This window comes from Lysinibacillus sp. FSL K6-4013 (assembly GCF_038630435.1).
In the GTDB taxonomy this organism is placed as follows: Bacteria; Bacillota; Bacilli; order Bacillales_A; family Planococcaceae; genus Lysinibacillus; species Lysinibacillus boronitolerans.
Genome location: NZ_CP152031.1, coordinates 122,632 through 139,059, shown reverse-complemented (window position 1 = coordinate 139,059; position 16,428 = coordinate 122,632). Strand labels below are relative to the sequence as shown.

The window sequence follows — 16,428 nt, the reverse complement described above, 5'->3', positions numbered from 1 at the left end:
TTCTTGTTCTTTCAAAACTGGATAAACGGTGCATTGAATGCTTCAAACGTTTTGGTTAAGTCCTCGATCGATTAGTATTCGTCAGCTCCATGTGTCACCACACTTCCACCTCGAACCTATCTACCTCATCGTCTTTGAGGGATCTTACTTACTTGCGTAATGGGAAATCTCATCTTGAGGGGGGCTTCATGCTTAGATGCTTTCAGCACTTATCCCGTCCACACATAGCTACCCAGCGATGCCTTTGGCAAGACAACTGGTACACCAGCGGTGTGTCCATCCCGGTCCTCTCGTACTAAGGACAGCTCCTCTCAAATTTCCTACGCCCACGACGGATAGGGACCGAACTGTCTCACGACGTTCTGAACCCAGCTCGCGTACCGCTTTAATGGGCGAACAGCCCAACCCTTGGGACCGACTACAGCCCCAGGATGCGATGAGCCGACATCGAGGTGCCAAACCTCCCCGTCGATGTGGACTCTTGGGGGAGATAAGCCTGTTATCCCCGGGGTAGCTTTTATCCGTTGAGCGATGGCCCTTCCATGCGGAACCACCGGATCACTAAGCCCGTCTTTCGACCCTGCTCGACTTGTAGGTCTCGCAGTCAAGCTCCCTTGTGCCTTTACACTCTACGAATGATTTCCAACCATTCTGAGGGAACCTTTGGGCGCCTCCGTTACCTTTTAGGAGGCGACCGCCCCAGTCAAACTGTCCGCCTGACACTGTCTCCTGCCCCGCTAAGGGGCATGGGTTAGAATTTCAATACAACCAGGGTAGTATCCCACCGACGCCTCCTTCGAAGCTGGCGCTCCGAGATCTCTGGCTCCTACCTATCCTGTACAAGTTGTACCAAAATTCAATATCAGGCTACAGTAAAGCTCCACGGGGTCTTTCCGTCCTGTCGCGGGTAACCTGCATCTTCACAGGTACTATAATTTCACCGAGTCTCTCGTTGAGACAGTGCCCAGATCGTTACGCCTTTCGTGCGGGTCGGAACTTACCCGACAAGGAATTTCGCTACCTTAGGACCGTTATAGTTACGGCCGCCGTTTACTGGGGCTTCAATTCGCAGCTTCGCTTGCGCTAACCACTCCTCTTAACCTTCCAGCACCGGGCAGGCGTCAGCCCCTATACGTCACCTTACGGTTTTGCAGAGACCTGTGTTTTTGCTAAACAGTCGCCTGGGCCTATTCACTGCGGCTCTCATGCGCTTGCACGCTCAAGAGCACCCCTTCTCCCGAAGTTACGGGGTCATTTTGCCGAGTTCCTTAACGAGAGTTCTCTCGCACACCTTAGGATTCTCTCCTCGACTACCTGTGTCGGTTTGCGGTACGGGCACCTCTCACCTCGATAGAGGCTTTTCTTGGCAGTGTGAAATCAGGAACTTCGTCCATTCGGACTCGCCATCACAGCTCAACGTTACAGTGTGCGGATTTGCCTACACACACGCCTTACTGCTTGGACGCGCACAACCAACGGCGCGCTTACCCTATCCTACTGCGTCCCCCCATTTCTCAAACGGTGAGGAGGTGGTACAGGAATATCAACCTGTTGTCCATCGCCTACGCCTATCGGCCTCGGCTTAGGTCCCGACTAACCCTGAGCGGACGAGCCTTCCTCAGGAAACCTTAGTCATACGGTGGACGGGATTCTCACCCGTCTTTCGCTACTCATACCGGCATTCTCACTTCTAAGCGCTCCACCAGTCCTTCCGGTCTGACTTCAACGCACTTAGAACGCTCTCCTACCACTGACATCGTAGATGTCAATCCACAGCTTCGGTGAATCGTTTAGCCCCGATACATTTTCGGCGCAGCGTCACTCGACCAGTGAGCTATTACGCACTCTTTAAATGATGGCTGCTTCTAAGCCAACATCCTGGTTGTCTGTGCAACGCCACATCCTTTTCCACTTAACGATTACTTTGGGACCTTAGCTGGTGGTCTGGGCTGTTTCCCTTTTGACTACGGATCTTATCACTCGCAGTCTGACTCCCGTGTATAAATATCTGGCATTCGGAGTTTGTCTGAATTCGGTAAACCGGGATGGCCCCCTAGTCCAAACAGTGCTCTACCTCCAGTATTCTCATCACGAGGCTAGCCCTAAAGCTATTTCGGAGAGAACCAGCTATCTCCAAGTTCGATTGGAATTTCTCCGCTACCCACACCTCATCCCCGCACTTTTCAACGTGCGTGGGTTCGGGCCTCCAGTAAGTGTTACCTCACCTTCACCCTGGACATGGGTAGATCACCTGGTTTCGGGTCTACGACCACGTACTACTTCGCCCTATTCAGACTCGCTTTCGCTGCGGCTCCGCCTTCTAAAGCTTAACCTTGCACGTAATCGTAACTCGCCGGTTCATTCTACAAAAGGCACGCTATCACCCATTAACGGGCTCTAACTACTTGTAGGCACACGGTTTCAGGATCTCTTTCACTCCCCTTCCGGGGTGCTTTTCACCTTTCCCTCACGGTACTGGTTCACTATCGGTCACTAGGTAGTATTTAGCCTTGGGAGATGGTCCTCCCGGATTCCGACGGAATTTCACGTGTTCCGCCGTACTCAGGATCCACTCAGGAGAGAACGAACTTTCGACTACAGGGCTTTTACCTGCTCTGGCGGACCTTTCCAAGTCGCTTCATCTAACTCGCTCTTTTGTAACTCCGTATAGAGTGTCCTACAACCCCAAGAGGCAAGCCTCTTGGTTTGGGCTCTTCCCGTTTCGCTCGCCGCTACTCAGGGAATCGATTTTTCTTTCTCTTCCTCCAGGTACTTAGATGTTTCAGTTCCCTGGGTCTGCCTTCAAGACGCTATGTATTCACGTCAAGATACTACGCGATTAAACGTAGTGGGTTCCCCCATTCGGAAATCTCCGGATCAAAGCTCACTTACAGCTCCCCGAAGCATATCGGTGTTAGTGCCGTCCTTCTTCGGCTCCTAGTGCCAAGGCATTCGCCGTGCGCCCTTAATAACTTAACCAAGTTATTAAGCCTATAAAAAAACTTAAAAAATAAATGTGTTTGTTACAATTTCAATGTCGTTTTATCCAGTTTTCAAAGAACAAGTTTTGAAGTATTTCATTCAGAAAGAATGAACCTTCAAAACTGAACGCAAAACGTAATCTTACAAACCCAAGGTTTGTATTCCGAAATAATCCTTAGAAAGGAGGTGATCCAGCCGCACCTTCCGATACGGCTACCTTGTTACGACTTCACCCCAATCATCTATCCCACCTTCGGCGGCTGGCTCCAAAAGGTTACCTCACCGACTTCGGGTGTTACAAACTCTCGTGGTGTGACGGGCGGTGTGTACAAGGCCCGGGAACGTATTCACCGCGGCATGCTGATCCGCGATTACTAGCGATTCCGGCTTCATGTAGGCGAGTTGCAGCCTACAATCCGAACTGAGAACGACTTTATCGGATTAGCTCCCTCTCGCGAGTTGGCAACCGTTTGTATCGTCCATTGTAGCACGTGTGTAGCCCAGGTCATAAGGGGCATGATGATTTGACGTCATCCCCACCTTCCTCCGGTTTGTCACCGGCAGTCACCTTAGAGTGCCCAACTAAATGATGGCAACTAAGATCAAGGGTTGCGCTCGTTGCGGGACTTAACCCAACATCTCACGACACGAGCTGACGACAACCATGCACCACCTGTCACCGTTGCCCCCGAAGGGGAAACTATATCTCTACAGTGGTCAACGGGATGTCAAGACCTGGTAAGGTTCTTCGCGTTGCTTCGAATTAAACCACATGCTCCACCGCTTGTGCGGGCCCCCGTCAATTCCTTTGAGTTTCAGTCTTGCGACCGTACTCCCCAGGCGGAGTGCTTAATGCGTTAGCTGCAGCACTAAGGGGCGGAAACCCCCTAACACTTAGCACTCATCGTTTACGGCGTGGACTACCAGGGTATCTAATCCTGTTTGCTCCCCACGCTTTCGCGCCTCAGCGTCAGTTACAGACCAGAAAGTCGCCTTCGCCACTGGTGTTCCTCCAAATCTCTACGCATTTCACCGCTACACTTGGAATTCCACTTTCCTCTTCTGCACTCAAGTCCCCCAGTTTCCAATGACCCTCCACGGTTGAGCCGTGGGCTTTCACATCAGACTTAAAGGACCGCCTGCGCGCGCTTTACGCCCAATAATTCCGGACAACGCTTGCCACCTACGTATTACCGCGGCTGCTGGCACGTAGTTAGCCGTGGCTTTCTAATAAGGTACCGTCAAGGTACAGCCAGTTACTACTGTACTTGTTCTTCCCTTACAACAGAGTTTTACGATCCGAAAACCTTCTTCACTCACGCGGCGTTGCTCCATCAGGCTTTCGCCCATTGTGGAAGATTCCCTACTGCTGCCTCCCGTAGGAGTCTGGGCCGTGTCTCAGTCCCAGTGTGGCCGATCACCCTCTCAGGTCGGCTACGCATCGTCGCCTTGGTGAGCCGTTACCTCACCAACTAGCTAATGCGCCGCGGGCCCATCCTATAGCGACAGCGAGATGCCGTCTTTCAGTCTCTTGCCATGAAGCAAAAGAGATTATTCGGTATTAGCCCCGGTTTCCCGGAGTTATCCCAAACTATAGGGTAGGTTGCCCACGTGTTACTCACCCGTCCGCCGCTAACGTCAAAGGAGCAAGCTCCTTTTCTGTTCGCTCGACTTGCATGTATTAGGCACGCCGCCAGCGTTCGTCCTGAGCCAGGATCAAACTCTCCATAAAAGAAATTTGATTAGCTCAAATTGTTTTGCTGGCATCATGTTTGATGTCCAAAATTATGTTTTGTTCACTAGCAAAGCTAGCTACTTAAAACTTTATTGATTACGTTTTGCTTGTTCAGTTTTCAAGGTTCATTTAGCAACCATCTCTCGACAGCAACTTTTATATTATAACACTTTTTCGTTTTGTTGTCAACATTTTTTTAAAATGTTTTTCCGAATCAACGGAGACAACTTTTAAAGTATATTATAATCAATCATCCATGTCAACATCTTATTTCAAATTACTTTTGAAGTTCTAATGTTGTTAATTGCGTTGTCTTAACGACAAGTAATAATTTATCACGTTATACAGGCCTTCGCAAGTGTTTTTTACACAAAATCTAATTTAATTTAATAAACCTGCTTTAATAAGCTATTTTGCGCAATTACGAGAATTGTAAATCATAGTATCTTTCCTTATTTATTATTTGTTTTACTATACATCTCTTTCTATTAATTCTCAATATCTTAAATTAAAATACTACTTACTTTTCAAGTTAAATATAGCTCATAAAACTTTAAAATTACTTCCTTAATAAAAACTGCAAATCTAATTATGTTGTTAATGAAAATAAGCAGGCGCTAAAGTAGAAGTACTTTAGCGCCTGCTTATTCCTAACATGTCCCTATTTTATGTCATTACCTTGAGGGTCAACTATATTTAAGCACCACAAGAAGTTATCCCATGCAGAATACCAGCCACTAAAGATTTCAGAAGAATCGTCCCAACGAACATCAAATTTCTTATGGCCATCTATTTCCACTAAATATAAAGTAAGTGTCTCGTCTTTTTTAGCAACGACTAATTTCATACCATGCTCGAGCTCTTCCTCCGTAAATGGAACATCAGAAACAGAACGTAATTGTGCCTGTTCAAATACTTGTTTGTTAATAATTTTGTAATTCATTATAAGCCCCCAATAAAATACTTCTTTTTTATACTTATTGTATTTAAAAAACATAGAACTATAAAAGTATAACCTAAATATAATCTACGTTTAAACAACTTAATTTTTTTCATTGAACAAAAAGAAGAGAACTCACTTATCCTGTGAATTCTCCTCTTAATCCATTAACTGTTCTTTAATAGCTCTATAAAGAGCCTACGCAGCAATTTATTTTGTAATATGACGCATAGTTGGGAATAATAATACATCACGAATTGATGGTGAATTTGTAAGTAACATGATTAAACGGTCAATACCAATACCTAAACCACCTGTTGGAGGCATACCATATTCTAATGCTTCAATGAAATCATTGTCCATTTCATGTGCCTCATCATTACCTGCTTCTTTTTCTGCTAATTGTGCTTCAAAGCGTTGGCGTTGGTCGATAGGGTCATTTAATTCTGTGAAGGCATTAGCGTGCTCACGACGAACGATAAATAACTCAAAGCGATCTGTAAAACGCTCGTCCTCTGGATTTTTCTTCGCAAGAGGTGAGATCTCTACCGGGTGACCATATACAAATGTAGGCTGTACAAGCGTCTCTTCTACTTTTTGTTCGAAGAATTCATTGATAATATGGCCTACTTCATGAACATCCTTCACTTCTACTCCATGCTCTTTAGCAAGCGCTTGTGCTTGTTCTTTTGTCATTGGCTGCCAGAAGTCTACACCTGTTGCCTCTTTTACAGCGTCAACCATGTGAACTCGTTTCCAGCCTACTGCAAGGTTGATTTCATCTTCACCATATTGAACTGATGTTGTACCAAGAACTTCTTGGGCAACATGTGCAATAAGGTTTTCAGTTAGAGACATGATATCTTGATAATCAGCATATGCTTCATATAGTTCAATCATTGTAAATTCAGGGTTGTGGCGTGTAGAAATTCCTTCATTACGGAACACACGTCCGATCTCGTAAACTTTCTCTAAACCACCAACTATTAAACGTTTTAAATGCAATTCGATGGCAATTCGCATATATAATTCCATATCGAGGGCATTGTGATGCGTAATAAACGGACGAGCAGCTGCGCCACCAGCAATCGTGTGAAGCATTGGTGTTTCTACTTCTAAGTATCCAGCATTATCTAAATAATTTCGGATTGCACGAATAATTTTTGAACGCGTGATAAATGTTTTTTTACTATCTTCGTTTGTCATTAAATCTAGATAACGTTGGCGATAACGTTGCTCAACATCCTGTAAGCCGTGGAATTTCTCTGGCATAGGACGTAGCGCTTTTGTAAGGAATGTGAATTCCTCAGCCTTTACAGAAAGTTCTCCCACTTGTGTACGGAACACGTTACCACGCACACCTACGATATCTCCTAAATCAGCTTGTTTAAATAATTCATACGCTTCTTCGCCTACATGATCTTGACGAACATAAATTTGAATTTGACCATTTAAATCTTGAATATGTGCAAAGCCAGCTTTTCCTTTACCACGTTTCGTCATAATACGTCCCGCAATAATTACCTCTTGAAGGTTTTCCTCAAGCTGCTCTTTTGTTTGATCTGCAAATTGCTCACGTACTTCTGTTGATAAATGTGTACGCTCAAAACGGCTTCCGAATGGATCTTGTCCGTTTTCTTGTATCGTTGTCATCTTTTGGCGTCTCACCAATAGTTGATCATTTAATTCTTCTATATTTGACACTTGTTTCACTCCTTAAGTAAATTGTCCGCGTTTACGTCCATAATATTTCTATTGTACACAATTTTAGTGCTGTAATCATCTGTTTCAATTTATTTTCAATCCAATACAAAATAATTAATAATTCTAAAAATTAAAGGTACTGCTGAAAAGGCGCCTCTATTAAATTATAGAGACGCCCATAATAAAAACTATATTATTAATTCTTTGGCTTCCGGTACAATCAATTTTGATTCGCTCTCTTCATATTCCTGTACAAGACCATTTAATAATGCACGAAGTTCTGCCGCAGTTTCTGTTTGGTTAATAGCATTGCGGGCCTTACCATTACCTCGGATTCCTTTTAAATACCATGATGCATGCTTACGCATTTCACGTACTGCAATTCCTTCTCCTTTTAATTGAAGAAGTCGTTCAAAGTGTAGTAAACATACGTCCATTTTTTCTCGTACACTTGGCTCTTCTTTTAATTCACCAGTTGCTAGGAATTGAACCGTACGATAGATCATCCATGGATTACCTAAAGCAGCACGTCCAATCATTACTGCATCTACACCTGTAGTTTCCAGCATACGTTTAGCATCTTGGGGTGTTTCCACGTCACCGTTACCAAGCACAGGGATGCTGACATTTTCCTTTACTTGACGAATATAATCCCAGTTCGCTTTACCCTCATACATTTGTACACGTGTACGACCATGAACTGCTACTGCAGCTGCACCTGCCCGCTCAACAGCTTGAGCATTTTCAATCGCAAAGATATGTTCTTCATCCCAACCAATACGCATTTTTACGCTAACAGGCTTTTTAACAGCATCCACAACAGCCGCTACCATCTCATATACTTTATTAGGATCAAGTAGTAAACGTGCTCCCGCTTCACATTTTATAATTTTATTAACAGGACACCCCATGTTGATATCAATAATATCAGCAGTCGTATTTTCATCCACATATTTCGCTGCTTCCACTAAGGTTTCTTTATCTCCACCAAAGATTTGCAGTGAAAGAGGATTTTCACGTTCATCGATATAAAGCATACCTAATGTTTTTTCATTTTTTTGGACAATGCCCTTATCACTAATCATTTCAGCGTATACGAGACCTGCCCCAAACTCCTTAACCGTTAATCGGAAAGCAGAGTTACAAATCCCAGCCATTGGCGCTAATACTACTCGGTTGTCCATGACAATATCGCCAATTTGAAATGGCTTCTCTGTTGACTGACCCAACGTTTTTCTTCCTCCTCTATAGGCTTTACCTATTTTCTCTATCTATCGTTAATGCTATACGCTGATAATTCATTCCTATACAAATACTTAATTCACCGCTGACGGCTCATTAAAGTGGTTCCAGAAGATTACGCCTTCCTTTTCACAATCCATTTGCTGTAACAGATCATGCGCTTGTTGTAGCTGTTCATCAAGTGGTGAAGGTGTAATCTCTGCAAGCGGCGCTAGGACGAATGCTCGCTCGTACATTCTTGGATGAGGAACAATTAAGTTCTCCGTTTCAATATTCTCTTGATTGTAAAGTAAAATGTCAAGATCAATAACTCTTGGGCCCCAGCGGAATTCTCTTACACGCCCTAATTCCCGTTCGATTTCTTGGCAAATATTCAACATCTCAACAGACGATATAGCTGTTTTTAGATGAACAGCTATATTTAAAAAATCTGCCTGATCCGTATAACCTACAGCAGCTGTTTCAAAAACAGATGAAACACGAATCAACTCTAGTTCCTTCTTTTCTTTTAAAAGGTCTACTGCATGCTGAAGATTCTCATATCTCTCCCCCATATTTGTTCCGATAGATAAATAGACATCATTCATTAGAAATCCCCCCTCGTAACCTCAACAGAGACTTCTTTATAATAACCATGAATAGGTGGGTCTGGTTTAATAAGCTCTACACGAACTCCTTTTACTTTATCAGGATAGGTTGCTAAAATCACATTTGCTACTTTCACAACAAGAGCCTCAATAAGCTTAAACGGTTCACCCTCTACAATATCCCGACATAACGCATATACCTCTGCATAATTTACGGTATAAGAAAGATCATCCGTTCCACCGGCTTTTGTCATGTCTACTGCAAGCGAAACATTTGCTCGAAAGCGTTGGCCTAGAGTGGTTTCAGCTGCTAATACACCATGATAACCATAAAACTGCATGTCCTTTAAATGAATATAATCCATCACGCTTCCTCCTTAAACAAACGTTTACCCACTAATACATCCGTCATATACGTTGCCCGCGCCATTTCCTTTACATCATGAACTCTTATCATATGACAACCCTTTTCAATTCCATAAACCACTGTGGCGCTTGTCCCTTCAAGACGCTCCTCAACAGGTAAGTTTAAGACATTACCAATCATTGATTTACGTGATGTTGCTAATAATACGGGATAGCCCATAGCCACTAAATCCGATAAGTGTTGCATCATAGCTATGTTTTGTGCAGTATTTTTAGCAAAGCCGATACCGGGGTCTAAGATGATATGATGATCGGGAACTCCCGCTCGCTGTGCAATGGCAATACTTTTTTCTAAATCTGCCTTTGCAGTCGTCCAAAAATCAACACCATAATCCATATTTTCACGGTTATGCATTAAAATGATTGGAACATGTAAGTCTGCAGCAACCTGAGCAATTTCTGGTTCTGCCTTTGCTCCCCAAATATCATTGATGATATGTGCGCCGGCTTCAATTGCGGCACGCGCCACACTTGCTTTATACGTATCAACTGAAATAATGACCTTTACTTCTTGTGCTAACGCTCGAATAACAGGCACGATGCGTGCAATTTCATCTTCATCTGAAATTCGTTCATACCCTGGGCGTGTAGATTCTCCACCTACATCAATAATTTTTGCTCCTTCAGCCACCATTTTTTTCGCTTGGGTAACAGCAGCCTCCACATTGTTATACTTTCCTCCATCTGAGAAGGAGTCAGGTGTAACATTTAGAATCCCCATAATAAATGTTTCTTGTGTATAGTCTAGTGTAATCCCATTAATCGTTAATGGTTTCGTATATTTTTCTAGCATGTAAACGCTCCTTCTATCCTTGCTCGACTTCTTGAACATATGCCTTATGCAAAATCGAATAAATAGGTCCTTTATTGCCTAAAAATCGCTGGTCTTCCAAGCTCCGAATAGGCACAATCTCTTGTACCGAATTGGTAATGAAGCATTCCGTACTTTGTAGTAAATCCTCTTTTGTATAAAAACCTTCTCGTACGTCAAGATTTAGTGCACTAGCCTTGTCTAAAACCCATGCACGAATAATCCCCGGTAAAATGCCTGTCTCCAAAGAAGGCGTATATAGTATATCATTTTTTATCCAAAATACATTTGATGTCACACCTTCAGCCACATAGCCTTTTTCTGTTAAAAAGAAACCTTCTTGTTGAGCCAGTGAAGGCATTTCAAAGCGACCAAGTACGTTATTGCCGTAATGATGCGATTTAACGCGTAAGGCTTGTTCAGGTGTATTGCGTGGTATGGTAAGCCATTTTGCAGTCTTTTCAGTTCCACGCGGTGTGTCTTGGAGTTCCTTGCGAAAAATAATGACATTAGGTTGTTTATATTCTGTTGGCTGTAATCCAATATTATGCTCTCCCGCAGATACATTTAAACGGAAGTAACCATCCTGACCGCCCGCCAGTTGATTTAGTTGTTGAACAACCTCAAGTAAAACACTCTGAGAATAGTTTAAATGAATGTGATATTGTGACAAAGCATGCTGTAATCTTTCCATATGTGCTTCCCAGTAAAATACCTGACCTCCATATGTTCGGAACGTTTCAAAGAATCCTAATCCATATAAAAATCCATGATCAAATGGAGAAATCCGTAAATCCTGCGCCGCCATATAGTTCCCGTTCATCCAGCACTGCATCTATTTCACTCCTTCTACATACGTCTCAATAAATTGGCGAAGAAGTTGTTTACCTTGCTCCGTCATAATGGATTCTGGATGATATTGTACACCCTCAATAGGATATTCCTTATGACGAAGACCCATAATTTCTCCCTCTTCCGTCCAAGCTGTTACTTCTAGACACGCTGGTAAGGTTTCCTTCTCTACAATAAGAGAATGATAGCGGGTTGCTTGAAACGGATTTGGCATACCTTTATGCAAGCCTATTTCAGCATGCAGTACAGGTGATGTCTTACCGTGCATTAAACGTTCGGCACGGATGACTTGACCGCCAAACACCTGTGCAAGTGCCTGATGACCAAGGCAAACTCCTAAAATCGGAATATTTCCCGCGAAATATTTAATAATGTTCAGGCTTTCACCCGCCTCATTTGGACTACATGGCCCTGGAGAAATAACAATCATATCGGGTGCGAGTTGTTCTATTTCCTCTACTGTAATAACATCATTACGTTTTACTACTATATCCTGACCAAACTCACCCAAATATTGGACAATGTTATAAATAAATGAATCATAATTATCGATCATTAAAATCATTTTACTCGCTCCTCTGCCATTGCCTTCGCCTGCCACATTGCCTTCGCTTTATTTAAAGATTCCTGATACTCTCTTTCTGGAACAGAGTCAATGACGATACCTGCTCCAGCCTGAATATGTGCAACTCCATTTTTTATAAATGCTGTACGGATCACAATATTGAGCTCCATATCACCCGTAAAGCCAAGCCAGCCAATTGAACCTGTATATAAACCACGTCGTACAGGCTCTAGTTCTTCAATGATTTCCATAGTGCGAATCTTTGGCGCTCCTGTAATTGTCCCACCTGGGAACATCGCACGAATAACATCTGCATTCGTTTTACCTTCTGCTATTTCTCCACGCACATTTGAAACGATATGCATAACATGTGAATAGCGCTCAATGACCATGAACTCATCCACTTCCACTGTTCCATAGGTTGAGACACGTCCTAAATCATTGCGCTCTAAATCTACTAGCATCACATGCTCAGCACGCTCTTTGTCATTATCTATTAATTCTTGAGCCAACGCTAAATCCTCCACTTCGGACTTTCCTCTTGGTCTAGTGCCTGCGATTGGTCTGGTTGACAACTCATTGCCTTGACGCTTGACTAGTAACTCTGGTGATCCAGAAACAACAGAAAAATCAGGTGCTTCAATATACGCCATATAAGGTGACGGATTAAACGCTCGAAGTGCCTCATAAACATCAAGTGCAGTAGCATTTAGTTTCTTAGACTGCCGAACAGATAAATTCACTTGAAAGACATCGCCTTGAGCGATATACATTTGAATTTTTTTAACCGCTGCCTCGAAATCAGCTCCTGCAAATGAAACAAGCAACTCATTCTCATCATTCATAACTTCTACAGCAGATGTTTTCTCAAATTTGCGCGAGACTAATCCAGCCTGTGCTGCAACCTGCCAGTTGTTAGCCCATTCTTCCAAGCTGACCTCACTATCTTCTAGCTTCATAAGTGTCACTATATTCGTTTTTACATCATGTACTGCCCAACAATCAAAAATATAATAAAAAATATCTGGTACATGTAGGTCATCCGTTGCCGTATTAGGAAGCACCTCAATTTTACGGGCATAATCATACGACACAAATCCAATAGCCCCTCCCTGAAAAACCGGAAGCTCTGCATTATATATAACCTGATATTCCGCCACAAGCTCTTCTAGTAAGTTAAGTGCCTCTCCTTGTAAAACCTCTTGTCTACCATTTCTCCATTTTACTAAAAGCCCACCCTCTACTGAACGTGCGGTAGCTAATGGATTCCACGCAGCTATTGAAAAATGTCCACCACGTCCACTTTCTAAAAATACATGTGCTTGCTGAGTCTCTGACTGTTCTTTATAACTATAAAAAAATGAATCTGCATCCATCGTTAATGTTTTCGTAAATATTGTTTTCAAGTTATTTTCCCCTTTAAACATATGATGTGATTCCATCTTAACTTGATTATTACATAGAAGCGAATATTTTTATAATTATCATAGTATCCATGTTTTCACACTAAAAAAGGGCCCCTTTCTAAAGGAGCCCTTACATAAAAAAATTGAATTAGTCTTCAAATTGATATAAAGGTGTTGATAGGTAACGCTCACCATTAGAAGGCACAATAGCAAGGACATTCGAACCCTTACCTAAACGTTTTGCCGCTTCAATTGCAGCATAGATTGCAGCACCAGATGAAATACCACATAGAATTCCTTCTTCACGCGCTACTTTACGTGCTACTTCAAAAGCAACCTCATTTTCAACAGGGAATACTGAAGAATAGACTTCCGTATCTAAAACTGCTGGTACAAATCCAGCGCCAATTCCTTGAATTTTATGTGGTCCTGGTTGCCCACCAGAAAGAACTGGTGAATCTTTTGGTTCTACAGCAATGATTTCAATGTTTGGATACTTTTCTTTTAAGACAGCACCCGCACCAGTAATTGTACCACCTGTACCTACGCCAGCAACAAAAGCATCAAGTGTTAGGCCATCAAATGCTTCTACAATTTCTGGTCCTGTTGTTAGACGGTGAATTACCGCGTTCGCAGGATTTGTAAATTGTTGTGGTAGGAAGTAGCCATGTTCTGCAGACAGTTCTTCTGCTTTCGCAATTGCACCCTTCATACCTGCTGGACCAGGCGTTAATACAAGCTCTGCACCATATGCTCGCAATAAATTACGACGCTCTAAGCTCATTGTTTCTGGCATAACTAAAATGGCTTTATAACCTTTAGCAGCTGCAATCATTGCAAGACCAATACCTGTATTACCAGATGTCGGCTCAATAATCGTACCACCAGGTTTTAATGTCCCGTCTTTTTCTGCAGCTTCGATCATCGCTAAAGCTAAACGGTCTTTCACCGAGCTTCCTGGATTAAAATACTCTAATTTTACATACACAGTTCCTTCATTTTCACTTGTTGCATGATTTAATTTTACAATTGGTGTTTTACCAACTAATTCAGCTACCGAGTTTGCTAATCTACTCATTTACTAATCCACTCCCAATCCCTACTATTTTTATAGGTTTTACTTATTTCGTATTTTATCAATTTTTCCATTCGATTGTCAATAAATATAACTTATATTTTCAGAATATTTATCATGGCTTTGAAAAGGAAAAACCTGATTCTTTGCTAAAGAAAAAGAATCTGCATTTATTGGGTAATTCACTACGAATGCCTGTAAGTTTGATCAGACTCATTTTACCCCGCAAAACCTGCAGACTCTTTTCATGTATTATTTTTCTTTTTTAGACTCTCCATAATACCAAGTAGCATTAAATTCAGACCAAAATGCTTCTGGCGTAACAGATTGCGGTAATTGCTCTAAAGCTAATTCTCGCTCAATATGTTCTTTCACATCGTCATATGTAAAGGATTGTCCTTCTAATACCTCTTGTACCTGAACAATGCCATAATGACCATTATCTAACTTAAAGGCTTTGCTTACCTCATTTGCCTTAAGTGATTTTACAGTATTAATAATTGCAGGGTCTACATTTTCCTGATTTTCTGTAAGGAAACCAATATCCCCTCCTAAACTTGCTGAAGCACTATCAACAGAAATTTCTCGTGCCAGCACTGTAAAGTCAGAGCCATTTTTCAATTCACCCAGTGCCTCATCAGCAGCTTTTTTTGAATCGACCTCAATAAAATTCGTACGATAGCTTGTTTTTGTATTATATAAGCCTTGATTTTCTTCATAATACTTTTCAACGTTTTCTTCCTCTATCACTACGTCTTTCGTGAGTACCTTATCCAATATAAGCTGTGAACGTATTTTTTGGCGTAGTTGCTCTGCCGAAAGATTTTGCATGGCTGTATCAAACTTATCTTGAGCAGATCGCATTAACGCTAATTCAAGATCAATTTCTTTATCAGTAACTTTAATTTTATATGTTTTTGCGGCCTTTTCCATTACCGTTTCATTTACTAAATTTTGGAGTGTTTCTTTACCATATCGTTCTTCCATAGCAATCATCCACTCTTGGCGTGTGATAACATCCCCGTCAATGGCAGCGACTTGTTCGTCGCTACCAATTTCCTGACCTTTGTTCGGGATCAACCAACTAATGAACCATAATATATTTCCTAATAACAAAACGGCTATGACAGCTAAAGCAGGCTTTGTCTTTAAACGACGTTGCAATAAAGGAGTTTGGTTTGGTGTTACATTGGTTGAAGGTCGCCGATTACGCGTTGAGCTCATCGATAAACCCTTCTAGCTCATCTTTAGAAAAGCTGTATGTCTCTAAGCAGAAGTGACATTGTGCCTCTGCACCGCCGTCCTCATCAATCATTTCTCTAATTTCCGCTGTTCCTAGACCTAAAATTGCCGCACCAAACCGCTCTTTTGAACATTGACATTTAAATTCAACTGGCATGGAATCTAAAATTTGTAGATGTCCATTCCCTAATACAGCTTCTAAAATTTGCTCTGGTGTAAAGCCTTTTTCAATCATTTTGGAAACAGGCTCTATTGTAGCAAGGTGTTGCTCAATTTCAGTTATCGTTTCTTCCTCACAGCCTGGCATTAATTGAAGTATAAATCCGCCTGCTGCAAGAATAGTGTTGTCTGGATTAACTAACACGCCTAAACCTACAGATGACGGTACTTGCTCAGATGTAGCAAAATAATAAGTAAAATCTTCAGCAATTTCGCCAGAAACAATTGGTGTTTGTCCTGAAAACATATCTCTTAAACCAAGGTCTTTAACGATTGTAAGAGCACCTTCTGTTCCAACACCTGCTCGAACATCCAGCTTTCCTTGTTCATTTAAATCAAAGTGTACATGAGGGTTTGTCACAAATCCACGCACTTCTCCATGTGGATTACTATCAATTACCATTGGGCCAATTGGACCGTTGCCCTCAATTTTAATAGTGATTTTCTCTTCACCTTTTAACATGGCTCCCATCATAACAGCCGCTGTCATTGAACGACCCAAAGCTGCTGATACGACTGGCCATGTATCGTGACGGCGTTGCACTTCTCCTACTGTGGCTGTTGTACGTGCTGCAAACACACGAACTTGTCCATTAAATCCTAAACCTCTTACTAAATAATCACTCATAAATGGAATGTCCC

The 16,428-nt window shown here is 42.3% G+C and carries 12 protein-coding genes and 2 rRNA genes; all 14 read right to left on the bottom strand.

Going from position 1 to position 16,428, the window contains the following annotated elements:
* Positions 1-51: 51 nt before the first annotated feature.
* The 14 genes from MHB39_RS00695 to hslO all read right to left on the bottom strand — a co-directional run bounded on the left by MHB39_RS00695 (position 52) and on the right by hslO (position 16,414).
* Positions 52-2,979 (bottom strand): 23S ribosomal RNA (locus tag MHB39_RS00695).
* Positions 2,980-3,161: 182 nt separating this feature from the next.
* Positions 3,162-4,714: ribosomal RNA gene (locus MHB39_RS00690) — 16S ribosomal RNA — on the bottom strand.
* Together the 16S and 23S rRNA genes form the textbook arrangement of a ribosomal RNA operon.
* A 664-nt stretch (positions 4,715-5,378) precedes the next feature.
* Entirely contained in the window at positions 5,379-5,660 is a 282-nt protein-coding gene (locus MHB39_RS00685) for a hypothetical protein (RefSeq protein ID WP_036075669.1), read from the bottom strand.
* Between the two features lie 207 nt (positions 5,661-5,867).
* Positions 5,868-7,370 (bottom strand): lysine--tRNA ligase, encoded by a 1,503-nt coding sequence (gene lysS, locus MHB39_RS00680; protein WP_176408532.1) that lies wholly within the window; start codon positions 7,368-7,370, stop codon positions 5,868-5,870.
* Positions 7,371-7,549: 179 nt separating this feature from the next.
* Positions 7,550-8,590 carry a tRNA dihydrouridine synthase DusB gene (gene dusB / locus MHB39_RS00675; RefSeq protein WP_342545597.1) on the bottom strand — a complete coding sequence of 347 codons (1,041 nt, stop codon included), beginning with the start codon at positions 8,588-8,590 and terminating at the stop codon, positions 7,550-7,552.
* Positions 8,591-8,677: 87 nt separating this feature from the next.
* Positions 8,678-9,190: a 2-amino-4-hydroxy-6-hydroxymethyldihydropteridine diphosphokinase gene (gene folK, locus MHB39_RS00670; protein WP_342545595.1), complete on the bottom strand. Its 513-nt coding sequence runs from the start codon at positions 9,188-9,190 to the stop codon at positions 8,678-8,680.
* Positions 9,190-9,555 carry a dihydroneopterin aldolase gene (gene folB, locus MHB39_RS00665; RefSeq protein ID WP_342545594.1) on the bottom strand — a complete coding sequence of 122 codons (366 nt, stop codon included), beginning with the start codon at positions 9,553-9,555 and terminating at the stop codon, positions 9,190-9,192. Before folB ends, folK begins: the two co-directional genes overlap by 1 nt.
* Complete coding sequence (gene folP, locus MHB39_RS00660) at positions 9,555-10,409, bottom strand: dihydropteroate synthase (protein ID WP_342545593.1); 855 nt, start codon at positions 10,407-10,409, stop codon at positions 9,555-9,557. Before folP ends, folB begins: the two co-directional genes overlap by 1 nt.
* A 13-nt stretch (positions 10,410-10,422) precedes the next feature.
* Positions 10,423-11,262 carry an aminodeoxychorismate lyase gene (gene pabC, locus MHB39_RS00655; protein WP_036075674.1) on the bottom strand — a complete coding sequence of 280 codons (840 nt, stop codon included), beginning with the start codon at positions 11,260-11,262 and terminating at the stop codon, positions 10,423-10,425.
* Entirely contained in the window at positions 11,263-11,844 is a 582-nt protein-coding gene (pabA, locus tag MHB39_RS00650) for an aminodeoxychorismate/anthranilate synthase component II (protein ID WP_036075675.1), read from the bottom strand.
* Complete coding sequence (pabB, locus tag MHB39_RS00645; RefSeq protein ID WP_081977447.1) at positions 11,841-13,271, bottom strand: aminodeoxychorismate synthase, component I; 1,431 nt, start codon at positions 13,269-13,271, stop codon at positions 11,841-11,843. The genes pabA and pabB overlap by 4 nt, the downstream gene beginning before the upstream one ends.
* Positions 13,272-13,398: 127 nt before the next feature.
* Positions 13,399-14,328, bottom strand: a complete 930-nt coding sequence (cysK, locus tag MHB39_RS00640) for a cysteine synthase A (protein WP_036075678.1) — start codon at positions 14,326-14,328, stop codon at positions 13,399-13,401.
* A gap of 249 nt (positions 14,329-14,577) precedes the next feature.
* The gene (locus MHB39_RS00635; protein ID WP_036075679.1) at positions 14,578-15,549 is read right to left on the bottom strand and encodes a peptidyl-prolyl cis-trans isomerase; all 972 of its coding nucleotides are present in this window, start codon (positions 15,547-15,549) and stop codon (positions 14,578-14,580) included.
* Positions 15,533-16,414 carry an Hsp33 family molecular chaperone HslO gene (hslO, locus tag MHB39_RS00630; protein ID WP_342545590.1) on the bottom strand — a complete coding sequence of 294 codons (882 nt, stop codon included), beginning with the start codon at positions 16,412-16,414 and terminating at the stop codon, positions 15,533-15,535. Before hslO ends, MHB39_RS00635 begins: the two co-directional genes overlap by 17 nt.
* Positions 16,415-16,428 lie beyond the last annotated feature (14 nt).